General features: G+C 45.0%; 23 protein-coding genes and 1 riboswitch. Of the genes, 13 read left to right on the top strand and 10 right to left on the bottom strand.

What is annotated here, in order from left to right:
- Positions 1 to 33: 33 nt before the first annotated feature.
- On the top strand, positions 34 to 1,449 hold the full coding sequence (gene thrC, locus RTL34_RS08120; protein ID WP_159375617.1) for a threonine synthase: 1,416 nt from the start codon (positions 34 to 36) through the stop codon (positions 1,447 to 1,449).
- A gap of 95 nt (positions 1,450 to 1,544) precedes the next feature.
- On the opposite strand, the gene RTL34_RS08115 is transcribed toward thrC, so the two are convergent.
- The 4 genes from RTL34_RS08115 to mpl all read right to left on the bottom strand — a co-directional run bounded on the left by RTL34_RS08115 (position 1,545) and on the right by mpl (position 5,445).
- Complete coding sequence (locus RTL34_RS08115) at positions 1,545 to 2,291, bottom strand: enoyl-CoA hydratase-related protein (RefSeq protein ID WP_312116059.1); 747 nt, start codon at positions 2,289 to 2,291, stop codon at positions 1,545 to 1,547.
- A gap of 276 nt (positions 2,292 to 2,567) precedes the next feature.
- Positions 2,568 to 2,825, bottom strand: a complete 258-nt coding sequence (locus RTL34_RS08110; RefSeq protein ID WP_036601338.1) for a GlsB/YeaQ/YmgE family stress response membrane protein — start codon at positions 2,823 to 2,825, stop codon at positions 2,568 to 2,570.
- 259 nt (positions 2,826 to 3,084) lie between these two features.
- Positions 3,085 to 3,927: a ParA family protein gene (locus tag RTL34_RS08105; protein WP_312116057.1), complete on the bottom strand. Its 843-nt coding sequence runs from the start codon at positions 3,925 to 3,927 to the stop codon at positions 3,085 to 3,087.
- 75 nt (positions 3,928 to 4,002) lie between these two features.
- Complete coding sequence (mpl, locus tag RTL34_RS08100; protein ID WP_312116056.1) at positions 4,003 to 5,445, bottom strand: UDP-N-acetylmuramate:L-alanyl-gamma-D-glutamyl-meso-diaminopimelate ligase; 1,443 nt, start codon at positions 5,443 to 5,445, stop codon at positions 4,003 to 4,005.
- A gap of 293 nt (positions 5,446 to 5,738) precedes the next feature.
- On the opposite strand from mpl, the gene gdhA reads away from it, so the two are divergent.
- On the top strand, positions 5,739 to 7,073 hold the full coding sequence (gene gdhA / locus RTL34_RS08095) for an NADP-specific glutamate dehydrogenase (RefSeq protein ID WP_312116054.1): 1,335 nt from the start codon (positions 5,739 to 5,741) through the stop codon (positions 7,071 to 7,073).
- A 79-nt stretch (positions 7,074 to 7,152) separates the two neighbouring features.
- Here the strand turns inward: gdhA and RTL34_RS08090 are convergent, their stop codons facing one another.
- Positions 7,153 to 8,136 (bottom strand): YheT family hydrolase, encoded by a 984-nt coding sequence (locus RTL34_RS08090; RefSeq protein WP_312116051.1) that lies wholly within the window; start codon positions 8,134 to 8,136, stop codon positions 7,153 to 7,155.
- A 139-nt stretch (positions 8,137 to 8,275) separates the two neighbouring features.
- The gene (locus tag RTL34_RS08085) at positions 8,276 to 8,881 is read right to left on the bottom strand and encodes an IMPACT family protein (protein ID WP_312116050.1); all 606 of its coding nucleotides are present in this window, start codon (positions 8,879 to 8,881) and stop codon (positions 8,276 to 8,278) included.
- Between the two features lie 49 nt (positions 8,882 to 8,930).
- Here RTL34_RS08085 and RTL34_RS08080 point away from each other — a divergent pair, with 49 nt between their 5' ends.
- The gene (locus RTL34_RS08080; protein WP_312116049.1) at positions 8,931 to 9,635 is read left to right on the top strand and encodes a pseudouridine synthase; all 705 of its coding nucleotides are present in this window, start codon (positions 8,931 to 8,933) and stop codon (positions 9,633 to 9,635) included.
- Here RTL34_RS08080 and RTL34_RS08075 read toward each other — a convergent pair.
- Positions 9,632 to 10,273, bottom strand: coding sequence for a DUF2939 domain-containing protein (locus RTL34_RS08075; protein ID WP_312116048.1), 642 nt, complete (start codon positions 10,271 to 10,273; stop codon positions 9,632 to 9,634). The two genes, RTL34_RS08080 and RTL34_RS08075, sit on opposite strands and share 4 nt — an antisense overlap.
- A gap of 270 nt (positions 10,274 to 10,543) precedes the next feature.
- On the opposite strand from RTL34_RS08075, the gene dnaJ reads away from it, so the two are divergent.
- The 3 genes from dnaJ to RTL34_RS08060 all read left to right on the top strand — a co-directional run bounded on the left by dnaJ (position 10,544) and on the right by RTL34_RS08060 (position 13,936).
- Positions 10,544 to 11,710, top strand: a complete 1,167-nt coding sequence (gene dnaJ, locus RTL34_RS08070; protein ID WP_100274325.1) for a molecular chaperone DnaJ — start codon at positions 10,544 to 10,546, stop codon at positions 11,708 to 11,710.
- 220 nt (positions 11,711 to 11,930) lie between these two features.
- Positions 11,931 to 12,737, top strand: a complete 807-nt coding sequence (gene dapB, locus RTL34_RS08065) for a 4-hydroxy-tetrahydrodipicolinate reductase (RefSeq protein ID WP_239741196.1) — start codon at positions 11,931 to 11,933, stop codon at positions 12,735 to 12,737.
- A gap of 59 nt (positions 12,738 to 12,796) precedes the next feature.
- On the top strand, positions 12,797 to 13,936 hold the full coding sequence (locus RTL34_RS08060) for a restriction endonuclease (protein WP_007116600.1): 1,140 nt from the start codon (positions 12,797 to 12,799) through the stop codon (positions 13,934 to 13,936).
- A 42-nt stretch (positions 13,937 to 13,978) separates the two neighbouring features.
- Here the strand turns inward: RTL34_RS08060 and thiC are convergent, their stop codons facing one another.
- Complete coding sequence (gene thiC, locus RTL34_RS08055) at positions 13,979 to 15,997, bottom strand: phosphomethylpyrimidine synthase ThiC (RefSeq protein WP_312116042.1); 2,019 nt, start codon at positions 15,995 to 15,997, stop codon at positions 13,979 to 13,981.
- A gap of 122 nt (positions 15,998 to 16,119) precedes the next feature.
- Positions 16,120 to 16,222: riboswitch (TPP riboswitch) on the bottom strand.
- Positions 16,223 to 16,383: 161 nt separating this feature from the next.
- Here thiC and RTL34_RS08050 point away from each other — a divergent pair.
- Positions 16,384 to 17,724, top strand: a complete 1,341-nt coding sequence (locus RTL34_RS08050; RefSeq protein WP_284034854.1) for a TolC family protein — start codon at positions 16,384 to 16,386, stop codon at positions 17,722 to 17,724.
- Positions 17,725 to 17,806: 82 nt separating this feature from the next.
- Here RTL34_RS08050 and pstS read toward each other — a convergent pair whose 3' ends face one another.
- Positions 17,807 to 18,811, bottom strand: coding sequence for a phosphate ABC transporter substrate-binding protein PstS (gene pstS / locus RTL34_RS08045; RefSeq protein WP_060995893.1), 1,005 nt, complete (start codon positions 18,809 to 18,811; stop codon positions 17,807 to 17,809).
- 347 nt (positions 18,812 to 19,158) lie between these two features.
- Between pstS and phoU the strand changes: the two genes are divergently transcribed.
- From phoU to RTL34_RS08030, 3 genes are all read left to right on the top strand, one after another.
- On the top strand, positions 19,159 to 19,929 hold the full coding sequence (phoU, locus tag RTL34_RS08040) for a phosphate signaling complex protein PhoU (protein WP_203171234.1): 771 nt from the start codon (positions 19,159 to 19,161) through the stop codon (positions 19,927 to 19,929).
- Between the two features lie 140 nt (positions 19,930 to 20,069).
- Complete coding sequence (locus RTL34_RS08035; protein WP_312116037.1) at positions 20,070 to 20,804, top strand: phosphoglycolate phosphatase; 735 nt, start codon at positions 20,070 to 20,072, stop codon at positions 20,802 to 20,804.
- Positions 20,791 to 21,351, top strand: a complete 561-nt coding sequence (locus tag RTL34_RS08030; protein WP_051500238.1) for a DUF4385 domain-containing protein — start codon at positions 20,791 to 20,793, stop codon at positions 21,349 to 21,351. Before RTL34_RS08035 ends, RTL34_RS08030 begins: the two co-directional genes overlap by 14 nt.
- A gap of 29 nt (positions 21,352 to 21,380) precedes the next feature.
- Here RTL34_RS08030 and RTL34_RS08025 read toward each other — a convergent pair whose 3' ends face one another.
- The gene (locus RTL34_RS08025; RefSeq protein ID WP_312116034.1) at positions 21,381 to 22,874 is read right to left on the bottom strand and encodes a YifB family Mg chelatase-like AAA ATPase; all 1,494 of its coding nucleotides are present in this window, start codon (positions 22,872 to 22,874) and stop codon (positions 21,381 to 21,383) included.
- Positions 22,875 to 23,082: 208 nt separating this feature from the next.
- On the opposite strand from RTL34_RS08025, the gene hemN reads away from it, so the two are divergent.
- From hemN to RTL34_RS08010, 3 genes are read left to right on the top strand one after another with little or no spacing between them, the layout of a single operon-like run.
- Positions 23,083 to 24,561: an oxygen-independent coproporphyrinogen III oxidase gene (gene hemN / locus RTL34_RS08020; protein ID WP_312116032.1), complete on the top strand. Its 1,479-nt coding sequence runs from the start codon at positions 23,083 to 23,085 to the stop codon at positions 24,559 to 24,561.
- 12 nt (positions 24,562 to 24,573) lie between these two features.
- The gene (locus tag RTL34_RS08015) at positions 24,574 to 25,083 is read left to right on the top strand and encodes a hypothetical protein (protein WP_312116031.1); all 510 of its coding nucleotides are present in this window, start codon (positions 24,574 to 24,576) and stop codon (positions 25,081 to 25,083) included.
- 15 nt (positions 25,084 to 25,098) lie between these two features.
- On the top strand, positions 25,099 to 25,704 hold the full coding sequence (locus RTL34_RS08010) for a class I SAM-dependent methyltransferase (protein WP_312116029.1): 606 nt from the start codon (positions 25,099 to 25,101) through the stop codon (positions 25,702 to 25,704).
- Positions 25,705 to 25,706 lie beyond the last annotated feature (2 nt).

Here is a 25,706-nt window from a genome sequence, read left to right as displayed (position 1 = left end):
AAACTGCATGAAATTGATTAAATGGATGGAAAGATGAACTATATCAGCACCCGTGGCAAAACAGCCCCTATGCAATTTAGTGATGTGTTACTGATGGGACTTGCCCCAGACGGCGGCTTAATGCTACCTGAAGAATACCCACAGATTGATGAAGCAACCCTCACCCAATGGCGCACTTTAAGCTACACTGAGCTTGCCTTTGAAATCATGCAATTATTTGCCACCGATATCCCAAAAGACGATTTAAAAACACTGATTGATAAAACTTACACCGTGCAGGCATTTGGCAATCCTGATATCACCCCTGTTCGTACACTCAAAGATGGCATCAAAATCATCGAGTTATCAAATGGTCCCACACTGGCATTTAAAGACATCGCCATGCAGTTTTTGGGCAATGCTTTTGAATATGTGTTAAAGAAAAAAAATGAGCGTCTGACCATCATCGGCGCCACATCAGGTGATACAGGCTCAGCTGCTGAATATGCGCTGCGCGGCAAAGACAATATCGAAGTGTTCATGATGTCACCCCATGGCAAAATGAGTGAGTTCCAGCGCGCACAAATGTATAGCCTCGATGACAAAAATATCCATAACATCGCCATCAAAGGTATGTTCGATGACTGCCAAGACATCGTAAAAGCCCTGCAGCAAGATGCTGAGTTTAAAGCCAAATACAGCCTTGGGACTGTCAACTCCATTAACTGGGGTCGTATCCTCGCGCAAATCGTCTACTATTTTAAAGGTTATTTTGCCAGCACTACCGACAATAGCGAAAAGGTGAGTTTCTGCGTGCCATCGGGTAACTTTGGTAATATCTGCGCGGGACATATTGCCCGTGAAATGGGATTACCCATCGACCGTTTAATCGTCGCCACCAACGAAAACGACGTTCTGCACGACTTTTTTACTACTGGTAAATATAGCCCCCGTACCGCTGACAAGACTTATGTGACATCAAGTCCATCGATGGATATTTCAAAAGCGTCAAATTTTGAGCGTTTTGTGTACCTGCTCGCTGAGAAAAATGGCGAAAAAATCCATACGCTTTGGCAGGATGTCAACGCAGGTAAAGGCTTTGATATGTCGGATTTGATGGCAAACATCAATGGCAAATATGGCTTTGCATCGGGTAAATCAACCCATGCCGACCGTATCGCCACAATCAAACAAGTGTATGCCGAAGACAATCAGCTCATTGACCCGCACACCGCTGATGGGATAAAAGTGGCTCGTGAAGTACGCAAAAAGGGTGAGGTCATTGTCTGCGCCGAAACCGCCTTGCCAGCCAAATTTGCCGAGACCATCACCGAAGCTGTCGGTCAACTTGACATTCCCCGTCCCAAACATACCGATAATATCGAAAGCTTGGCGCAGTATGTGACTGTGCTTGATAATGATGCAAATTTGGTGCGTGCGCAAATTGAACAGTTTGTGGTAGCCAAATAATGGCTATCTAATAAATTGGCTAATAAGTTGGGTTAAACAAAAGCCTTTTAATTTGCTAGTTAAAAGGCTTTTTTGCATTAGTGTTCTCTTTTGCCTTATTGTTTATGGACAAATTTGCGCAGTATCGCTTTGACTTCATCCGTCTGCAGACGGTTACTAAAGTGAACATTTTCTTGTTGGATACGCGCTAGGATTTCTGTGGCATTACGCATCAAGTCTTTGGTTTGTCGTACCGATGACACCGATTTTTTGGCAAGTATTTCTGCTTTTTGGCGCGCCGTGCTTAGTACCTCATCACTATTAGCAAAAGCTTGGTTGGCTAAGCCTAATTCAACTGCCTGTATGCCTGTGATTTTTTCACCCATCACAAACACCTCAAAGGCACGCTGATAACCAATTTTTTGCGTCAGCAACAGGGTCGAACCTGCTTCTGGCACCAACGATAAATCCACAAATGGGGCTAATAATTTAGCGTTTTCTACGATATACACCAAATCACAATGAAGTAGTAGCGTCAAGCCAATGCCAACGCCTGAGCCTGTCACCGCTGCCACGATGGGTTTGGGATAATCACCCAAAAACTGCACGAAATCTAACGCATTAAGCTTGGCATCATCATTTTCTGCTTTGGTTAAAAAATCGACAAGATCATTACCTGCGGTAAAAAAATCACCGGTTGACGTAAACAAAATCACTTGAATATTATCGTCACTTTTTGCCTGTTCCATCGCAGTTTGTACGGCTTGGTACATGGCATTGGTTAGGGCATTTTTTTTATCGGCACGATTAAATTGAATTTCTAAAACGCCATTTTGCGTGTGAAACTTGACAAGTTGTTCCATGAAATTGTTTACCTTAGTATCTCATCAGTGTCTAGTAGGGGTCTAGTAGGGGTCTAGTAGGTATCTGGTGCTAAAAACCAAGTCAACAATATAGCATCATTCTAAGCGGAGATTCTAAAATTAGTGAGACAATGACGGCAAAAAAATCAAACTGAAAAAATTTAAAGCCAACATACCAACTGTTCAAAGAATTTTATCCAATAAAAAAGGCATTTAAATTAAATGCCTTTTTTTAATTGATATTTTAAATTGATTACTTAATTAACTAATGCAGCATTAACCAATACGGCGTTTACCCGTCGCTAGTTCATAAACGAATAGCACAATAATGGCACCAATCACTGAAAAGATTAAACCGGTAAAGCCACCATTGGCATTCATGCCTAGCATACCTGCTAAAAAACCGCCCACTAATGCACCAATAATACCCAGTACAATGGTAAGAATCCAACCCATTGCGTCTGCACCTGGCTTGATAGCACGGGCGATAACACCAACGATAAGACCCATGATAATCATATAAATAAAGCTCATTTTAACACTCCTCATTTTTTAACTTGTCTAATTTTTAACTTATCTTGTTGCCTAATCGATTGGCAGGCGTTACAGGGCTAAATTGTTATATTTATAGTTTTAACTAATAACTGCCTCTCTGATGACTGTTATTTTATAGACAAGCTATCAGCAGTTAAAATGTTGGTTTGTTAATTATGTAAGTTCTCTTTGAAGTATTAAGAGGATTTTTTATTTAATGTAATGCTATGTCAGTAGACACGATTAAATGTAAGTTCCGTTATCTAGATTCGATTTCTTGATAAAGCGCAGCGTATTGCTGGGTGAGTTTATGTTTAGCGTCCAAATAAATCAGCGGTAAACTTTGATGATGGGATTGTTTCATGATAATCGAAGGGCTAAGTTTGGTCTCATAGACAGGATAGCCTTCATTGACCAATGTTTGTACCACTTCTTTGGGTAAATTGGCGCGTGGGTCAAACTGATTGACGATGATACCTTCAATTAACAAGTCACTATTATGGTCTTGGCGCGTCTCTAAGATGTTTTGCACCAAGGTTTGCAGCGCGCGTTTGGAGAAAATATCACAATCAAACGGGACGATGACACGATCAGCTGCGATCAATGCCGACAAAGTAAAAAAGTTAAACGCCGGTGGTGTATCAATGTACACCCGATCAAACTGCTGCGTTAAAAGGCTTAAGCCGTCTTTTAATTTATAAATTTTATGTTTGCTTTCAAGGGGCTGCAAAATATCGGCAAGCATGGGACTGGCTGGAATCAGTGATAAATTATCAAATCGGGTGGTGTGAATACAGTGCTCCAACCCTTGATTGCGACTACCCGTCATTCCGCTAAATGGAAATGCAAACATCATCGGCATGGGGCTAGACGTCGCTTGCAGGGTTTGCGAAAAGAAATTTTCAATATTGGGTTCTGTGATATGAGCGGGATGAATGTCTGTGGCCGCATCGCCGATGATATATTGGGTAGCGTTGCACTGTGGATCAAGGTCGATGAGTAAAGTACGCAAACCTTGATGGGCACTCATCGCGGCAAGATTGACAGCAATGCTGGATTTACCAACACCGCCTTTTTGATTAAAAATGACTCGGGTAAGCATTGTGTAACCTAATAATTGTATAAATAATCATGAGTATGCTAAAAAATCATGATTTTTGCTAGCAAAATTACAAGGTTAGAACAGTGAGGCTTGCTGCAGTGCCTTCACCAGTCGGCCATGAATGCCTTCAAAGCCGCCATTGGACATCACAATCACCGCATCGTCATCGCCAATGTGCGCTGCAATATGCTTAATAATCGCATCGGTCGATGTCATCACTTGTTGGTTGGCCGCATTGCCAATCGCATCGGCGACTGACCAATCTAGATTGGCAGGTTGATACCAAATGACTTGGTCGGCGATACTCGCTGACGGCGCGAGCAAACCTTGGTGGGTACCGAGTTTCATGGTGTTTGAGCGTGGTTCAATCACTGCCCAGATTTTACGGTTTGGGTTATCCGCAAAACGTTTTTTGGCGCCATCAAGCGTGGTTTCAATGGCGGTTGGGTGGTGGGCAAAGTCGTCATAAACTTCTATATGTTTGCCGTTGTTATCGATTGTGCCGACTAGCTCCATACGGCGTTTGATGCCCGCAAAATTGGATAAGGCTTCACAGGCTTGTGCAACCGATACGCCAACATTGTAGGCTGCCGCAATTGCCACTAAACCATTATTGACGCTATGTAGCCCGCTCATCTGCCAATTGACTTGTCCTTTGTGCCCCTCAAACATGACTTCGTATTGGCTTCCGTCTTGTTTCACTAGCTTGGCTTGCCAATCCGCTTGGGAATTAGTGGCAGAAAGCGCTGTCCGCCAAATCGGTGTCCAACAGCCTTTTTTCAGGGTTTCTTCCAAGCTTTCGGTATCTGCTGGCATGACGATTTTGCCATTTGACGGTATCACGCGTACCATGTGATGGAACTGGGTTTGGATGGCGGCAAGGTTTGGGAAGATATCGGCGTGGTCGTATTCAAGGTTGTTTAAAATTGCGGTGGTTGGGCGATAGTGAACAAACTTAGAGCGTTTATCAAAAAAAGCACTGTCATACTCATCCGCTTCGATGACAAAGTAACCTTCATGATCCGCAGTTTTATCACTACCCAAATGGCTACTGTGGGCAAACGCTTGTTGTAGGCGTTCATCTTGGGTATCAACAAGTGGCACGCCACCAATCAAAAAGCCGGCATCAATGCCTGCATAGTGTAAAATCCACGCCAGCATCGTGGTAGTGGTAGTTTTGCCATGCGTGCCTGCGACAGCTAATACATGACGGTATTGCAATACCTGCTCTGCCAAAAACTGCGGACCTGAGGTATAAGGAATACGCTCATTGAGCATATATTCAACCGCTTCGATGCCGCGCTTCATGGCATTGCCGACAATCACCAAATCAGGTGCAGGTTGTAAATGACTAGCGGCATACCCTTGCATAATCTCAACACCCGCATTTTTAAGCTGGGTGGACATTGGTGGATAGACATTGGCGTCCGAGCCTGTCACGGTATGTCCAAGGTCACGCGCAAGCAGCGCCAACGAACCCATGAAGGTACCACAAATACCAAGAATATGAATGTGCATAAGTTTGCCTTAGGTCAAATACGCATTAGCGGCTAACCAAAGCCGCTAAACCTTGCTAAAAATTAACAATTTTAAAGGACAAATCATGCTTTGTCAGCTATTAAATCCAGTTGCAGGTTAACTTGCTCACAAACACCCATGTCTAGTTTTTGGCAACCCACCGTGCCAAAACCGTGCCAAAGGGGTAAAGAAAAATAGTTTTACAAATTACTATGACAGTGCTAAGTTACTCTAAATTCACCAAAATAGTGTTTTTGCACTATTTTTATGAAGTTAAAGCATTGAGGAGTGGTATGAAAAGCAGTGAGTTATTAAGCATTTTAAAGCAGTGTCATCGCAATGAGCCAGAGTTTATTCAAGCGGTCGAAGAATTCTGGGAAGATATCGCAGCGGTTTATGACCAATCCACTGTTTATCAACACCTTAATCTATTTGACCGCTTAACCAACCCCGACCGTGTTATTCAATTTCGTATCAACTGGGAAGATGACCAAGGCAATGTTCAAGTCAACCGCGGTTGGCGTGTGCAATTTAACAATGCATTAGGCCCTTACAAAGGCGGTATCCGTTTTCATCCCAGTGTGAATCTTTCGGTACTAAAATTTTTAGGGTTTGAACAAATCTTTAAAAACGCATTGACCGGTCTGCCCATGGGTGGGGGTAAAGGCGGTTCAGACTTTGACCCAAAAGGTAAATCAGACGCCGAAATCCGTCGATTTTGCTATGCCTTTATGCGCGAATTAGCGCCTTATATTGGTGCAGATATAGACGTACCTGCGGGTGATATCGGTGTCGGTGGCCGCGAAATTAATTATATGTTCGCCATGTATAAGACGCTTAATCGTGAGTTTACCGGGGTATTAACCGGTAAGACGGTGGGACAAGGTGGTAGCTTGATTCGTACCGAGGCAACGGGGTTTGGTCTTGTGTATTTTTTACAAAACATGCTAGAAGCCCATCATGACGGCTTGATGGCTAAGACTGTCCTAGTCTCAGGTGCGGGCAATGTATCGTTACATGCGGCACAAAAATGTATTGAGCTTGGCGCGCAGGTACTGACATTATCAGACTCAAAAGGCACCTTACATCTCAAGCATGGCTTTACCTTAGAGCAAATTGAAGCGCTCAAAACTTATAAAGCGCAAGACAAACGTTTAAAAGACTTCGTCGGCACCAGTGATGACGCAGAATGGATCGACGGTAGCCGTCCATGGCATATCAAAGCCGATATTGCCCTACCTTGCGCCACCCAAAACGAAATCAACGGGCAAGATGCGCAAAATCTGGTCAATCATGGCGTTAAATACGTGGCAGAAGGTGCCAACATGCCCAGTGATGCCGATGCCATCGCCATCTTCCAAAGTAATGGCGTCATCTATGCGCCGGGAAAAGCCTCGAATGCCGGTGGGGTTGCGGTATCAGGTCTTGAGATGTCACAAAACTCGGTACGTCAATACGCAACCTTTGCGGTGCTTGATGAGCAATTAAAAACCATCATGAAAAATATCCATGACGATTGTTTTAACCATGGTAAACAAGCGGATGGGAGCATTGATTATAAAAAAGGCGCCAATCTAGCAGGTTTTAACAAGATTGCTAAAGCCATGGTGAATTACGGCATTCTATAATAATAAAAAACCTCTCATTAACTTTAATAAATAAAAAGCGCCGTCATTGTGATGGCGTTTTTTATTGAAGCAATAGCAATCAGTCAGTACAAGCCTGAAAAAATTTAAAGCTGGTGCTAGGCAGCCAATTTACATTGAGTTTCTTGTTTTGTAATTGTACAAAGCCCACATGTCCCCCATGCTGGCTGTACAGTAAGCGCACGCAAGGTGACACATCGGCTTGGGTGGCAAGAATGCCCAAAAATGGGTCGTCTTTGGCAGTGATAATCAGCGTGGGTTTAGTGATGTTTTTGAGTACAGGTAGGGCAGAGGCCTGGATGTAATAATTCGCCCCTGTACCAAAACCATGGCGCGGCGCGGTATATAACTCATCAAACTCATCAATCATCTTGATATTTTTTAAGGCGTTGATTAATGCTGGCTCGTCTACCTTTTTTAAGGCTTTTTGCAATAAAGGATTGAGCAAATAAGGCGTATACACGCGTTTGGCGACAAAACGATGCATGGCTTTTGCCGAAGTTGTCAAATCGACGGGCGCAGAAATCACCACCGCTGCTTCACAGGCAGCTGCATCGCCTTCTTCACCCATATAACGCGCCAGCATATTGGCACCGAGCGACACGCCACTGGCTACAATTCGGCTATAACCGTACTGAGTTTTTAGCAGGTTAAACATATGCACCGCTTCGGCAGTATCACCCGCGTTATAGTCCAGTTCTGAGGTATTATCCACCCCGCCGCAGCCGCGAAAATGGACAATAACCGCATCATACCCCAATCGGTGCGCTTGGTGGGCAAAGGCAATGGCATAATGGCTGTCGCTACTGCCTTCAAGCCCATGAAACATCACCGCCAATGGCTTATCAAGGTTTGGCTGATTATCGGTATTGGCAAATACAAAGTCATAAGCCACTTGGGTGGTGCCGGTACGGTCAGGGTGAAGGTGTCGCTGATAGTTAGGTTTTGGCAGTTTGATAAACTTGGGTAAAATGGTTTGAACGTGGGGGTTGGCTAAGAAAAACGGGGTGCGAAATGGCGTTAGGGGTAGTTGGTGAATGTTCATAATATACCTAGTGATTGTTATAATTTTTGACTATTTTACGGCTTTTTGACAGTTTTTTCATGGCGACTTGTGAGCTAAGTTTGGGGTGTTTTGTAGGTTTTTTTGAGGACAATTTTGCTGGGCTATCACTTTTACGCTGCTACTTTGGCTCTTCGCTAGCTTTAACATTCCCATAAAAACCAATTTTTTCGCTGAGGACTTGAACCGATTTTTGCGCAAGCTCCACTGTCAAAACGACATTTTTACCATAATCAACCTTTAAAATCGTGGCATTAAAGCCGTCTAATGTATGTCTGACAAAGGATTCATTGGCAAAATCGGTTTCAATCAGTACCACGCTTAACGGCACAAACGCGTGCAAATTCATGTTATCAACGACGGCTTGCGCGGCGCTACTATAGGCACGTGTCAGCCCGCCTGCACCAAGTTTGATACCGCCAAAGTAACGCACCACAATGACCACGCAGTTACCAATGCCCTTGTGTTGTAACACGTTTAAAATCGGCTTGCCTGCCGTACCACTGGGCTCACCATCGTCATCAAACCCTGCCGAGGTGGTGTTGTGCGGGTCGCCAATAATATAACCATAGCAGACATGGCGCGCATCAGGATACTGATTGCGTAATTGTTCCACGTGAAACATTAATTGCTCGCGGTTATCAATGGCAAAGCCAAAGCCCAAAAATTGGCTTTTTTTAATCTCAAGTGTGGCAATACATGGGTCGCTAAGCGTGTAATAGGTCATGGTTAATCTATGTTACAATAAACAAAACAAGCACTAGGATAACAAAAAAATGCGTTTAGACAAATTTTTAAGCAAAGCCACCGAGCTATCGCGTAAAGACTGCAAAAAAATCTTGCACGCAGGTGAAGTCACTGTCAATGGCGAGGTGGTCAAAGATGCAAGCCTACATATCGATGAAGTGGGTGACGATATCGAATGGGCGGGTGAGCCATTATCGGTCGCGATGGGCAATCGCTACTTACTGTTATATAAGCCAGAAGGCTTTGAGTGCACCCTAAAGCCAAAAGAGTGGCCGATTGTCACAGACTTGATTGATGTACCCCAGCTAGGTAGTTTGCGGATTGCAGGGCGACTCGATGTCGATACCACGGGTGCGCTGCTACTTAGCGATGATGGTGGCTTTTTGCACCGCGTCACCAGCCCCAAACATCATGTGGCAAAGGTGTATGAATTGACGCTTGCCGACCCAATGACTGAAGCACAACAGGCATTTGCTATCAAAGAATTGGCAAAAGGCATCATGCTTGAGGACGAGTATGATAAAACCAAACCCGCTGAGTTAAGTTTTTCTGATGCTACCCATGCCAAGTTGGTACTCACGGAAGGCAAATATCACCAAGTCAAACGCATGATGGGCTACTTTGGCAATAAAGTCATTGAGTTACACCGTGCCAGCATCGGTAACATTACCTTGGAAGGATTAGAAAAAGGCGAAAGCCGATTTTTGACCGCTGAAGAAATTGACCAGTTTTAATCATTTAGCGGCAGCGTCACACCCACGATTTTCCAATGAATAAGCCCTTGGCGCTGCAAGTGGAGCGTTAACGGGTAGCCACGCACCTGTCCGGTGACTTCAAAACAGTTAAAACCACAATAGTGTGTGGTCGGTTGGGTCTGTGACGTTGCTGTGGTGGCGTTGGGATTAGGCGATTGTAGTTGTTGTTTAATTTTTTGATTAAGCTCAGCTGAATTGCGCGCCAAAATCAAGTCTTTGATATCAATCTTATCCATCGCTACGGCCACCAAGCCCCCTAGCAGTTTGACATTTGTTTTGAGCAGCTCGGTGGTCGCTTGTCCTGTCAGCGCATACTGTACGCCCTCTGGCGTGACGGTATTATCCACGGCTTGATTGACCATTTTATTCACTAGGTCATCAGGGCTTAGTTCGATATTGAGCATCTGCAAAATAGGGGATTTTGCCACATGATTGGCTTTTTCTATTAATACAGGGCTTAGCTGTGATTTGATACTTTGCTGCAGTTGCGTAAATTCAATCGCTGCACTGATAGTGTCTGCTTGTTGTGCATCATAGGCTTTTTTCAGTTGGTATACTGCCCAATAAGGGGAGGCAAATACCCATGCGACGACAATCAGTGCGAGGATGATTAGCAAAGATAATACTTTTTTCATAAATAACTATCAGTATTAGAGTTTGCTAATTAGTTTAAAACAATGGGCTAGGCTATTGCGTATTTTTCTTGCAAAAAAGGAAAATATTTTTGCGCTGATTGCCGATTATTTGCTTGATTATTTAACAAAAATCGCCACTATATTGCATATTTTTAAATTTTAGTCTTTCAAAGGTTTGGCAGCTGTTAAACGTTGCTACCGGTCGAATCCACTCTTCCGTACTGTCAAAACTATGCTGCCAAAGGAGTTACTATGTCAAAACGCGATTTTTATGAAGTATTAGGGGTAGATAAAACCGCTAATGAACAAGAAATCAAAAAAGCCTACCGCAAACTTGCGATGAAATACCATCCAGACCGTAACCCTGATGACCCTGCCGCCGAAGAAAAATTCAAAGAAGCCTCGATGGCATACGAAGTGCTAAGCGATGACAGCAAACGCTCAGCGTATGACCGTATGGGGCATGCCGCGTTTGAGAATGGCATGGGCGGTGGCGGCTTTGGCGGTGGAAACTTCCAAGACATTTTTGGCGATATTTTTGGCGGCATGGGCGGCGGCCGTGGTGGCAGCGCCGGCGGCTTCCAAGACATTTTTGGCGACATTTTTGGGGGTCGCACAGGGGGTGGACGTAGCAGACGCGGCTCAGATTTACGCTATATGCTTGATTTGACACTTGAAGAAGCGGTGCAAGGGACAAAAAAAGAAATTACCTTTACCGCACCTGCCCCTTGTGAAACTTGTGATGGTAAGGGCGCCAAAGATAGCAGCGATATCGTGACCTGCGCAACTTGTGGTGGTGCGGGTGTGGTACGTATGCAGCAAGGCTTTTTTGCTGTGCAACAAACCTGCCCCAACTGTGGCGGCTCCGGTAAACAAATCAAAAATCCTTGCAATGACTGTCATGGCTCGGGTGTTAAAGAAAAATCACGCACCCTTGAAGTCACCATTCCTGCCGGCATCGACAATGGCGATCGGGTACGTTTAACGGGCGAAGGTGAAGCGATTACAGGCGGCGAAAGCGGCGACTTGTATGTTGAAATCCGTGTGGCACAGCACCCTATTTTTACCCGTGAAGGCGCTGACTTATACATGGATGTGCCAATCAGCTTTGCGGATGCAGCCTTAGGCCGTGAGGTGGAAGTACCAACACTTGAAGGACGTATCAATTTACGCATTCCCGAAGGCACCCAAAGCCACAAAGTATTCCGTATCAAAGGCAAAGGCGTTACCCCTGTGCGCACGACGATGAAAGGTGACTTGTTATGCCGTGTGGTGGTGGAGACACCGACCAATCTCAACAATGAACAAAAAGAGCTACTTCGTCAGCTACAATCATCCATGGGTGATCATCAACAATCGCCCCAAAAAAAATCCTTCTTTGATAAACTCAAAGAAGATGTCAAAGATTTGTTTGACTAGGTTTTATTGGTTTATAGTGTTGTATAGATGTTTCACGTGAAACATTAAACCCTTGTAATGATTGCAAGGGTTTTTTTGTATAAGGCAATATTGAGCTAAGCTAGGATTCAGCGAGACAAGCTGTTATGATTTGAACTTAGAAAGTTATACTAGAAAATCAGGCTAGAAAATCAGATTAGCAAGTTACACTAGGTAATTGGGCGAGATAAAGGATAAGCAAATGGTAAAAATCGGGGTCATAGGCGCAGGTGGGCGCATGGGACGTATGCTGATTCAAGCAGTGGCACAAAATCCACAAACTACCCTTGCAGGGGCGATAGAGCGTCAAGGCTCAAGCTTGTTGGGCGTGGATGCGGGCGAGCTAGTTAATCTCGACAAAACTAATGTCGCTTTGGTCGATGACTTGGCAGGGGTCATTCATGATATTGATGTACTCATAGATTTTAGCTTGCCTGAGTCGACTGCCAAAAACTTACAGCTTTGTGCTGATCAAGGCGTCAATATGGTCATTGGGACAACAGGCCTAAATGATGAGCAAAACGCCATCTTAAAACAGGCAAGTGAAAAAATCGCCATCGTATATGCAGGCAACTACTCAACTGGGGTGAATTTAACCCTTAAACTGCTTGAAATGGCTGCCAAAGCATTTGGTGATAGCGCCGATGTCGAAGTTATCGAAGCCCATCATAAACACAAAATTGATGCGCCATCGGGCACCGCCTATATGATGGCTGAAGCGGTTGCCAAAGGACGTGGTCAAAACCTAAAAGACGTGGCGATTTATGGCCGCGAAGGTCAAACTGGGGCGCGCAAAGCAGGCGAGATTGGTATCCATGCCATTCGTGGTGGCGAGATTGTCGGCGACCATACCGTGATGTTTATCGCCGATGGCGAGATAGTTGAAATCACCCATAAAGCCCGTGAGCGCATGACCTTTGCCGCAGGGGCGGTGCGTGCTGCGGTGTGGGTCAATGAGCAGCAAACAGGACAGTTTGATATGCAAGATGTGCTTGGGCTGAAAGACTAAATTAACGCATATGGGTTCGATGCTTACTAGATAAGGCTAATGTATTGAAGGAAACAATAATGGGCGAAACAGCAAATATCACCAAATTACCCCCATTTGGTGATTTACTAAATTCAGGGATTCAAACGCTAAAGAATCTTAGTGGGCGTAGCAGTATTAGTCAAAACTTATTTTTTCGTGAGTTTGATAAGGTTGCCCAATTAAGTGACGATCAAAAAAGTATTAGCTACTTAAGCCAATTTGACATTCAAAATGAATATGAGGAAGGGACACCTTGTTACGAGCCACTGACTAATTTGATATTAATGTGCTTATCTGCCATGGGTGTTATCAAAGAGAACTGTTTTAGTTTGCAGCCAAATATTGGTAAAGAGTTTGCAAGCTTAATTACCTTTGATGAAAAAGTAACCATAAAAAATCTCGTTAGGATAGATCCACTTGGCAAGATATTTTTTTGGTTAGCCAATGAAAATTTTTCACAATATCTTATGAAAGGTATCCCAAATAATGATTATATCGCAAACTTAAAACGCTTTGATGAAAAGTCTTTTCAAGATCTTAAAAAAGTTAATCAAGTGGCATATGGCAAACGTGGTGACCCATTGATTAACTATTTTATCAATGAGACAACGCGCCGCACGTCATTATTTATGAATAACTATCAAGATGCCATGGTCAGCGATGGCAATGTAAAAGTTACCCCAGACATGATATTGACCCAACTTGATAATTTAACACCATTACAATTTGAATGGTTTTGCGTGAAATTGGTAGAGCGTTCACTAGAGAATGAAAGTCCAGAAAGTAACTTAAGTTCGCACCATACAGGAAAAGCCAATGACGGCGGTATTGACGGTATGATTACTCAAATATTTTCTAATGAAGAACGGCATACGTACTATATTCAAGCAAAACTTTACTCCCAAGGTAATAATATTTCAAATCGCGAATTAAGAAACTTTGTGGGCGGCTATCCACCGCAGAAAGACAGCCATCATGGTATTTTTATTACCACAACTAGCTTTACCAAACCCGCGCTCGATTATTTCGAAAACCTTGAGTCGCATAGTTTAATCTTGATTGACCAAATGGCACTAATTGAGCTGATGATGGAGCATGAAGTGGGGTTAAAGCAAGTAGATTCTAAGCCAAAGCTTGTACTGGACAATGATTTTTTTGAAAAAATTAAGCGGTATTAAAAAAATAAGGTAGATTAACTACCCTATTTTTTACCAAAAAATTTAAACTTCTTTATATAACTGCTTACCTTCCTCAATAAATTTTTGCTTCATCTGCTCCATGCCTAGGCGGACTTCATCGGCAGACGCTTCACCGACTTGCCCGACCAATTCAGTATCCACCTGCTTGATAGCGTGGCTGGCATCCGATAACTCGCCTGTATCAGGGGTAATGTCTTGCCCAAGCTGTGGTTTATTAAACTCAAGCCCTGCTGCATAATCCCGCACGTTTTGGGTGATTTTCATTGAGCAGAATTTTGGACCACACATCGAGCAAAAATGCGCCGATTTATGCGCTTCTTTTGGCAAGGTTTCATCATGAAATTCACGAGCCGTGTCTGGGTCTAGGCTGAGATTAAACTGGTCATCCCAGCGAAACTCAAAACGCGCTTTTGACAAGGCGTTATCCCGCGCTTGGGCACCTGGGTGTCCTTTTGCCAAATCTGCCGCATGTGCTGCGATTTTGTAAGTGATGATACCGTCTTTGACATCCTTTTTGTTCGGCAGACCTAAATGCTCTTTTGGCGTGACATAGCACAGCATGGCAGTGCCGTACCAACCAATCATCGCCGCACCAATGGCGGATGTGATATGGTCGTAGCCTGGCGCGATATCCGTCGTCAAAGGTCCAAGTGTGTAAAAAGGCGCTTCTTTACAGACTTCAAGCTGTAAGTCCATGTTTTCTTTGATACGGTTCATGGCCACGTGTCCTGGACCTTCAATCATGACCTGTACGTCATGTTGCCACGCCACTTGGGTCAGCTCGCCCAAGGTTTTGAGCTCACCAAACTGCGCATCATCGTTGGCGTCTTGTAGGCAACCGGGGCGCAAACCATCACCGAGACTAAACGCCACATCGTAGGCTTTCATAATCTCGCAAATTTCTTCAAAGTGGGTATAAAGAAAATTCTCTTTATGATGGGCAAGACACCACTGCGCCATAATCGAGCCGCCGCGGCTGACGATGCCTGTCAAACGATTGGCGGTCACCGGTACGTAGCGCAGCAGTACACCCGCGTGAATGGTAAAATAATCAACACCTTGCTCGGCTTGTTCAATCAAGGTGTCTTTAAAGATGTCCCATGTCAAATCTTCGGCAACGCCATCCACTTTTTCTAGGGCTTGATAAATCGGTACGGTACCGATGGGCACGGGGGAGTTACGGATAATCCATTCACGGGTTTCATGGATATGCTTACCGGTTGATAAGTCCATGATGGTGTCCGCGCCCCAACGGGTAGCCCAAGTCATCTTGGCAACTTCTTCGTCAATGCTAGAGCCCAGGGCTGAATTACCGATATTGGCATTGATTTTGACCAAAAAATTGCGCCCAATAATCATCGGCTCTGATTCGGGGTGATTAATGTTATTGGGGATAATCGCCCGTCCCGCAGCGACTTCGGCACGCACAAATTCTGGGGTGATGAGTTTGGGGGTATTGGCACCAAAGTTGTTACCAGCGTGCTGACGCATATCAGTTAGGTCATGCTGCTTTTGGGTTTCACGGATGGCGATGTATTCCATCTCTGGGGTGATGATGCCTTGTTTGGCGTAGTGCATTTGGGTGACGTTTTTGCCATTGATCGCCCGTCTTGGCTTGTCGATATGCCCAAAGCGCAGGTTAGCCGTGGCGATGTCATTGGCACGCTCATTGCCGTATTGGCTTGAGAGTTTGGCAAGCTGCTCGGTGTCGCCGCGCGCTTCTATCCAAGCTTGACGCAGTTTTGGTAAGCCTTTGGTCAGGTCAATTTCGACGTTGGGGTCAGTATATACTCCTGAGGTGTCATACACATAAAACGGTGGGTTTTTTTCGCCTTCTGCCTTGCCAAAACCGCCCACCGGGGTATCGGTCAAGGTGATTTCCCGCATCGGCACTTGGATGTCAGGGCGTGAGCCTTGGATGTAGACTTTGCGAGATGCCGGCAAGGCGCGCGTCAAATCACGCGCTTCTTCTTCAAAGCGGTCATCGGTAGGGTCACGGTGGGCAGGGGTTTTGTGAGTAACGTTGGTAAGTTGGTTCATAGCGAGTCCATGTTATGTTATGAAGTGATGGTTTGCTGGACTCGGGCGAAGATAGGTGAGTATGACTGTTTCTAAAAAACTGATTGTAGAAAAAACTAATTCTAGAAAAATACTGGTCTAACTAACCTAATAGACGACTTCCCTACGACGGTATTAACCGTGTCAGGTTCGACGGGTATGTCTCAGCCGTTGGTATGTCATCCAACTGCACCCCGAGTCAATACCTCCATATTAACAAAAACTCACAGGTTTACCTAATAGATTTTTAGCCATTTTGTGATGATGATTTACTCAACTAAATTACTGATTTTTTTGACAACTATCGGTATGATAGAGGCTCCTTGGTTGTTGAAAATGTTGTAATTATTGATATGGAATGCATCTGTTTGTGGAATCGTAAAGCGACTGGCGCCCGATGGCGGTTAGGGGCGATGGTAGTGTCATTGATAGGGTCGATGTCCCTCAGCCCAGCCGTGATGGCAAAAGATTTGTGGGAATTGTATAGCGCCGCCCAGCGCACCAATGGCAATTGGGCAGGGCAGCAATATGACTATTTGGCAACGCAAAAAAATGTGCAGCTAGCGTTTGGCGATATGCTGCCGCAAGTGGGGCTGCAAGGCAGTGTCAAACATAACCAGTTTTATCCCAAAGACGATAACATCCCTGATACGGGCAATACTACAAGCCAAGTCGGTATCGGACTGCGCCAAGCCTTGTTTCGTGCTGATAAATGGGCAAACTATGAAAAAGCCGTGCTCGCCAGTCAAGCCAATGACATCCAGCTATTACAGCAGCATCAACAACTCATCGAGCAAATCAGCAAAGCCTATCTCAATGTATTGCGCGCTGAAGCGATGACAGATAGCCTTAATGCCGAGTTCACCGCACTCAAAGCACAAAATGACATGATGCAAGCGAGACTCGCACAAGGGGTAGCGGCGCGGGTAGATACCGAAGAAAGCCGTGCAAGGCTTGAAAGCGTCAGCGCCTCTATCGCCAACAATGACGTGGCAATCGTAAATGCCAAACAGCAGTTATCACTGCTCACCGGTCAACCAATCAATCAGCTAGACAGTATCAAGTTACCGCCTGATTTGAATCTTGTGGCAAGTCAAAGTATCGACAACTGGATGCAGCAGTCACAAAATAATAATCTCGATATTCAGCTAGCACAAACCCAAGTGGCGATTGCTAACAAACAAGTCGATTATCTCAAAGCCAATACCTATCCCCGTGTCGATTTGGTAGGCAATGTGGGGTGGCAAGACTATACCCATAATAATGTTAGCGCTATTGATGGCACCAATTATAGCTTTGGGGTGGAAGTGGATTTTCCGTTTTATACCGGTGGGCGGACACGCGCAGGCGTTGAGCAAGGCAATTTGCAGGCGCAAGCGGCAAAAAGTCGCCTCGCCTATGTGTACCAAGCCGCGATGACTCAGACTAGCCAAGCGTATCTAAATTTGATCGCACAGCGTGCCACGATTAAAGCCCAGCAAGTTGCCGTGGAGGCTAATCGCCGCGTCGCCCAAGCGTCAAAAACAGGCTATGATTTGGGGGTGCGCTCGATGGTAGATACACTACTGGCAGAACGCCAATATCACGCTGCCAAACGCGATTTGATTAATGCGTATTTTGATTATTTAAATGCCTACATTGACCTACAAAAAGCTGCGGGCAATCTGACCGATGACACGGTCAAAGTGCTAGATAATCAGCTGATTTAAAGCGGGTTTTTGATAAGGTATGTTAAAATAAAAAACCCTACCTATCGGCAGGGTTTTTATGTTTATGCGATTATGCAACGCTCTATTTAACTTTAGTCCACTCTTTACGAACCGCAGCTTTAGTTGCTGCTGGTAGTGGTACGTAGTCAAGAGAAGTAGCCATTGCGTCACCATTGTTGAATGACCAATCAAAGAACTTTAACGCTTCTTTCGCTTTAGCACCGCCCGTACGAGGTACGAGGATGAACGTCGCTGCAGAGATTGGCCAAGCGTTGGCTGCTGGCATGTTAGTAATCGTCACCGCAAAACCAGGGTATTGTGCCCAGTTAATGTTTGATGCTGCGGCAAACGTTGAATCGTCAGGCAGGACAAATTTACCCGCGCGGTTTTGAAGTTGGGTATAAGCTAAACGGTTTTGTTTTGCGTAAGCATACTCAACATAACCGATGGAGTTTGCAACACGTTGTACGTTGCTTGATACGCCTTCGTTACCTTTACCGCCTACGCTTGCTGCAGCATTAGGCCATTTAACGGTTTTGTCCGCGCCTACTTTTGCTTTCCAATCGCTTGATACTTGGCTTAGGTAGTTGGTAAATACGAAAGTGGTACCTGAACCGTCTGAGCGATTAACAGTTGTAATCTTAGCGGCAGGTAGGGCAACGCCTGGGTTTAATGCTTGGATACGTGCATCGTTCCAAGTAGTGATTTTGCCCATATAGATGTCAGCAAGGACGGTGCCCGATAGTTTTAATTGACCGGGTTTGACGCCAGCGATGTTTACCACAGGTACGATACCACCAATGACTGCGGGGAATTGGATTAAGCCGCTGGCATTTAGCTCTGCTGGGCTCATTGGCGCATCAGTGGCACCAAAATCAACCGTTTTTGCTTGGATTTGTTTGATACCGCCTGAAGAGCCGATACCTTGGTAGTTTACTTGGTTGCCTGTTGCTTTTTGATAATCGCTTGCCCATTTTGAGTAAACAGGCTGTGGGAAGGTTGCACCCGCACCTGTGATGTTGACAGCATTGGCTTGTACGCCTACAGCAGCGAATGCCACACTGACGATTAAATGTGATAGTTTCATAATGATTCCTTGATGGACAAATGAGATGATTGTCAGGGAAGATGGTAACTTAGCTTAGGGCGTCGCCAACTAATGTGTCGCGTTTTAAATCACCCAACGCTGAAAAATTGTTGCCATGTTAATGTAACAAAATGTCAAATCTATTACGGTTATGTTAAAGTTTGATGACATTGAAATGTTTGTTAGGTTTTTTGCTCGGTTTATATGATGCAATATCAGCGAATAGGCGCGCTATTTTTCATCATTTTGTCGTAATTTTTAGTTATAGTTAGCTTTTCTTTAACGTCTTTTTTAATCACAATTTTGCACAGTCCATGAGTCACAATCCATGAGTTAGGAAGGGAAATATGAATTTAATTGGTGAGCATTTATCAAAAAGTTATGACCAAGATTTACAAAACTTGGTCAATTTATTTTTAAAAATGGGTGGCATGGCAGAAGCCAATCTCACCAAAGCAATTGAATCTTTGGTAAAAAGTGATGTGGCGCTTGCCGAAGATGTCATTGATGGTGACAAAGAAATCAACTTTACTGAGCAGCAGCTTGATGATTCGGTGGTCAAAGTATTGGCACGTCGTCAACCTGCTGCTACCGACTTACGCCTAATCATGGCAGTGAGCAAATGCAGTGCTGACATTGAGCGTATTGGTGATGAAGCCAAAAAAATCGCCAAGATGGCGCGCCGTGCCACCCGTGAAGGTCAATCACCGATTGGGTATCATGAAGCGCATCAAATGGGTAATTTTGTGCAGATGATGCTAAAAAATGCGCTAGAAGCCTTTGCCAAGTTTGATGCAACAGGTGCTTACCAAGTGATAGAGCAGGATAGTGAAATTGATGCAATGTACAAATCTGCGTCACGCGCGATGATGACATACATCATGGAAGATGGTCGCTATGTAGCAAAAGTCATTGATATTTTATGGGTGCTGCGTTCGATAGAGCGTATTGGTGCGCATGCGCGTAATATCGCTGAGCAATTGATTTTTTGTATTACCGGTGAAGATGTGCGTTATCAAAAACTGGGTGCCAAAAAGGACAGCGCGCTGAATCCCGAAGCTAGCAATGAAATCGCTGATGCCTCACTAGATTATCAACCGAGCAATGGCGAAAACTAACGTTTTTTAGTCAAACCTGCTCTTAGGCGGAATTGGTTGTCAGGGTTAGGTTATTTTAATGGACGGTTGCATGGTATTTTTAAGTGATTCTGCTACACTGTAGCCTATCAACTTTTGGTGAAAAAACGATAGGAAACACCATGTCTAGCGAATCACTTAACACCCCAATCCCCACATCCACTGGGGAAAATATCACCCAAAAATCATTACTTATTTTTGACTTGGACGGTACGTTGATTGATAGCGTCCCAGATTTGGCGGACGCCGTCAATGCGATGCTAACCACGCTTGGCAAAGCCAACTTTAGCGAAGATGTCATCCGCAACTGGGTGGGCAATGGGGGCAAAGTACTGGTGCAACGTGCCTTATCCGGCTCACAAACCATTGACCCCAATCTCACTGAAGACGATACCAATCAGGCGCTTGCCCTCTTTTTTGACTACTACCATCAAAAAACCTGCGTCAGAACCCAGCCTTACGCAGGGGTGAGCGAGGGGTTGCGTGAGCTAAAAGAGCAAGGCTATACCCTCGCTATTGCCACCAATAAACCCATTGATTTTGTTCCTGCGATTGTTGAAAAATTGGGTTGGCAAGCCCTTTTTGCTTATATTTTGGGTGGCGATAGCTTGCCTGCCAAAAAACCTGACCCGATGCCGCTACTGCACGTCTGTGACCAATTAGGCTTTAGCATCGCTCAAAGCTATATGATTGGTGATTCCAAAAACGATATTTTGGCAGGGCAAAATGCGGGCATGGATACGCTTGGGTTATCGTATGGCTATAACTATGGGCAGGATATTCGTGATTATCATCCGACCCAAACCTTTGATGACTTTGCCACGCTGACTGAGTTTTTGAGTCATGCACGAGTTTAACTATCATCTCAACTTTGACACGCTGAATTTTCGCGAGCATCCAGGGTTGTATCGGGTGGGGCGCGGTGAGCAAGGCGTGTTATTGGTAGAGCCGTATAAATCCGAGATTTTACCGCATTGGCGATTTGCTACGCCAGAACTTGCGCGTGAGAGCAGTGATACCATCTATGCGATGTTTTTGGACTACCTTGCCCAAGGGGATTTTGTCGGTGCTGATATGGCGCGTAAATTTATCCAAATGGGTTATACGCGCTCGCGTCGTTATGCCAATCACAAAGGGGGCAAAAAATACGACGGCGCTGTCCCTGACGCTAAAAAAGGACAAAGTGGCGCGCATGGGCGTGAGCAATTGCCGCAGCAATCACAGCAGCTTGAATCCGCACAAATCAAAGCCCAATCTGCACAAATTTTTAAGCAAAAATGGGATGAATGCCGAGCCAATGCGGATTATAAAGCGCTAAAAAAACAGTTTGAAGCCAAATACGTCAACGACACCCAATACGATAACCTGCCGCCCACATTTTTTCGCGAGCATCCGTTTTTATAGGCTGGTTGTATGGTGAGTTAGCACGAAACTTAGGCATTCGTTAATTGACTACGATAACTGAGTGCCTCTGTCAGATGCGGTGTCTGAATATTGTCACTGCCTGCCAAATCCGCAATCGTGCGGGCGACGCGAAGGACGCGATGATAGCCGCGCGCGGACAGATTCAACCGACTTTGTGCCATTGCCAAAATACGACTTTCTGCATCGCCAAGCGGCGCAAATTGGTCAAGTTCACTGGGGGAGAGTTCATTATTGGCTTTGCCCTGTCTGGCTTGCTGACGCTGATAGGCTTGTATCACCCGCTCACGCACTACCGCAGAAGACTCACCCCTCTGTGCTGACTGCAAATCACTGGCAGGCAGGGCAGGCACGGTAATATGCAAATCAATACGGTCCAGCAAAGGTCCTGATAGCTTTTCTTGGTAGCGTTTGATTTGCTCGGGTCGGCACTGGCAGCGACCTGATTTATCCCCATAGTAGCCACAGGGGCAGGGATTCATCGCTGCTACCAGCTGAAAATTGGCGGGAAAGCGTACTTGAGAGTTGGCACGGCTGATGACAATTTCTTTGTTCTCGATGGGCTGTCTGAGTACCTCAAGCACCTTGCGATCAAACTCTGGAATCTCATCCAAAAATAACACCCCCCGATTGGCGAGCGTGATTTCACCGGGTTTGGGCGACGAGCCACCCCCCACGAGCGCCACCGCTGAGGTAGTATGATGGACTTGGCGAAAAGGGCGTGTGCCATAGTCATAATCACTGTTGGCAATCGAGTAAATACTAGCAACTTCGAGCGCTTCATGGTCGTTGAGCGGTGGCAAAATGGTGGGTAGGCGAGATGCCATCAAGGTTTTGCCTGTCCCAGGTGAGCCACAAAATAGTAGCGAATGCCCGCCTGCTGCCGCAATCTCTAGCGCACGTCTAGCTTGGTGTTGTCCTTTGACATCGGCTAAATCTAGCTGATAATTGGCTGATTGGTAAGATGCCTTATGCTCGGCTTGGCTGAGTTGTTGCTCGTTCATCAAGTGTTGGCACACAGTTTTGAGGGTATCGGCTTGCAACACCTTCACGCCATCGACTTTCACCGCTTCATCGGCATTGTCTTTGGGAACAATCAAGGTGCGCTGCTCCGCCTTGAGCGCGCGTGATACTGCCAACGCCCCAGCAATGGCTCGTAAATCGCCATTGAGCGCCAATTCGCCAATAAACTCGTACTGCGCAAGCACGGTTTCATCAATTTGACCACTCGCTGCCAAGATACCTATGGCAATGGGCAAATCAAGCCGTGCGCCATCTTTGGGTAAATCCGCGGGCGCAAGGTTGATAGTTAATCTGCGATTGGGAAATTGAAAACCCGAGTTGATAATGGCAGAGCGCACACGGTCTTTACTCTCGCGTACCGCTGCTTCAGGTAAGCCGACCATGGTGACTGCAGGCAATCCTTGCGATAAATGTACTTCAACCATCACGCTTGGCGCGTTTAAACCTACCACCGAGCGCGTATATACTTGAGCAAACGACATTTTTAAAATCCTTTTCCAACAACTTGGCGGCTACCTTGATACACGGCAGGCCGTTTTTTTATGGCAGCAACTAGAAAATTTTTGATAAAAAACGGCTAAATCATAGCATAATTCATCTGCTTTCTCATCATCTGCTATCTAGGATGACTATGTTATAATCACAACCAATATTCCGAGAATTTTATGCTACACGCTATACGAGACTATTATGACAGACCAAACTCGCCCTTTATCTGACAGCGAACTGCCCACCTTTGATCGTCCTGTCGAAATCATCGAAAATCCGTATGCCAATGCCAATCGTAGCTACACGACCCAAAGCCATTTGTTTAATGAAGCTATCATCAATAAATACAACCGCTCAGGTCCCCGTTATACCTCGTACCCAACCGCGCTAGAATTTACCCCGATTGCTGACGGTATGGAAGCCCGCGTTTTAGCAGAAAAAGACCCACGGGTGCCAGTGTCCTTGTATTTTCACATCCCGTTTTGTCGCCACCTGTGCTATTACTGCGGCTGCAATAAAATCATCACCAAGAAAAACAGTGATTCAGGCGACTATTTAGCGTATCTTTTTGCCGAAATTCGGCATAAACGCAGCTTGATGCAAGGGGACCCTATCGTCGAACAAGTGCATTTTGGCGGCGGCACACCGACCTTTTTGACCGATGATGAGCTGGTCAAATTGTGGAACTTTTTGCAAACCCAATTTACTTTTAGCAATAAACCTACCGCAGATTATTCGATTGAAATTGACCCGCGAGAATTGCGCCCGACCACGCTTGAGATATTGCGTGGACTTGGATTTAATCGGGTGAGTTTTGGTGTGCAGGATTTGCAAGAAAAAGTACAAATTGCCGTCAATCGTGTGCAGTCAGAAGAAATGATTCAAGGCGTGATGACGGAAGCTCGCCGCCTTGGGTTTCATTCTATCAATATTGACTTGATTTATGGCTTACCGCACCAAACGCTGGATAGCATGCGCAATACGGTTGAGCGCATCATCACTATCTCGCCAGACCGTCTGTCTGTTTTTAACTATGCCCATTTGCCAGAGCGATTTAAAGGTCAGCGTCAGATTAATGAAGCGGATTTGCCAAGCCCTGCCGATAAACTGACCATGCTCGGTAATACCATCCATGCGCTGACTGACGCAGGCTATCAATATATCGGCATTGACCACTTTGCCAAGCCTGATGATGAGCTGGCGATTGCGCAACGTGAGGGCAAATTGCACCGCAATTTTCAAGGCTATACCACGCATGGCAATTGTGATTTACTGGGGTTTGGGGTGTCGTCGATTAGCCAAATCGGTCTGCATATTTTGCAAAATCCAACGGATTTGAATGATTACCAAAATCTCATCAATGCGGGAAAATTGCCTGCGGTGAAGGTGATTTCTGCGCGCTTGCCTGACTTGCTGCGCCGTTATGTGATTATGAATCTGCTATGCCATGATTATATTGATTTTAAAGATGTGAATGCGCGCTTTAGTATTGACCCGATGACCTATTTTATTGATGAAATCCGCCAACTGGGGGAGATGCAAGCGGATAAACTCGTTGATATGGATGCCAAAGGGATTCGGGTGCTACCAAAAGGGCGACTTTTGGGACGTAATGTGGCAATGGTTTTTGATACTTATTTGGCGAGTAAAGAAGGCAATCGTTTTAGTAAGGTGATTTAAAAGGATTTTAAAATGTTTTCAAAGTTAAAAATGGTTGGTTTAACGATGGTTTTTGGCTTGTTTGGTTGTCAGCAAAATACATCGACACAAAGAGCTGATAACGCTTTAGTTGTGAAATCACAAGCTACACCTCAAGACAAAATTTCTATTTCAAGACTAGCCATTAGTCATTCAGCAAAAAAAGAACCAGCGAAGGAAGTATTACCTAACAATAAGGATAGTAACACTATTACGGTAGCAACTTGCCCCGTTGCCGCCCTTCATGGGAAACTAAGGGTAAAGGGGAAATGCTTGGTAGTTGGGACAGGTGGAAATACCGACATTCAACCTATTTTCTCTGAGGATAGTGCAAGTTGGAATGAAGCGACTAAAACCCTAACTTATCTTGGTAAAGATTATAAAGAAGGTGATGAGATTCATTTGGGTGGCGGTGGATTACTCAATGAAGCTGAATTTAAAAACTCACCTAACGTCAGCATTCCAGACTGTCCAAACACCAATCTATTTGCCGTTTGCCCGTAATTATAAGGACTAAAAATGCACAAAATCCCCACCGACCTGTTAGAAAAATCAAAACATTGGCGAGATGACATCCAATTTACCCAAGATGTACTCGGCAAGCCGTTCCACTTTACCAGCACTTGGGGAATTTTCTCGCCCGAAAAACTCGACGAGGGTAGCCTTATGCTGCTTGACTATATCGAGTTCAAAGACGAAGACCACTCAATCGACCTAGGCTGTGGCTATGGCGTACTGGGGATGACTGCCGCCCGTGAATGCCCAAACGGACAGCACTTGCTCATCGACAAAGACTTTGTGGCGGTAGAATATGCCAAACTTAACTGCCAAAAAAACCATTTAAATAATGCCCAAGTTCAGCTATCCAATGGCTTTCGGGATGTTGAAAAAGACAAAAAATTTAGCCTAGTGATGAGTAACTTACCTGCCAAAGCCAGTAAAGAACAGCATTATCTGTATTTGCTCGATGCCTACAATGCGATGGAAAGTGGCGCACGGTTCTATGTGGTAACCATCAACGGCTTGCGGGACTTTATGAAACGCTCATTTACCGAAGTGTTTGGTAATTCGGATAAAATCAAGCAAGGTAAAACTTATACCATTACCTTAGCAGTCAAAGACTAACG

Source organism: Moraxella sp. CTOTU47915, from assembly GCF_031986685.1.
Lineage (GTDB): Bacteria > Pseudomonadota > Gammaproteobacteria > Pseudomonadales > Moraxellaceae > Faucicola > Faucicola tetraodonis.
Note: the sequence above shows the minus strand (reverse complement) of the source record. Positions and strands in the feature narration are given on the sequence as shown.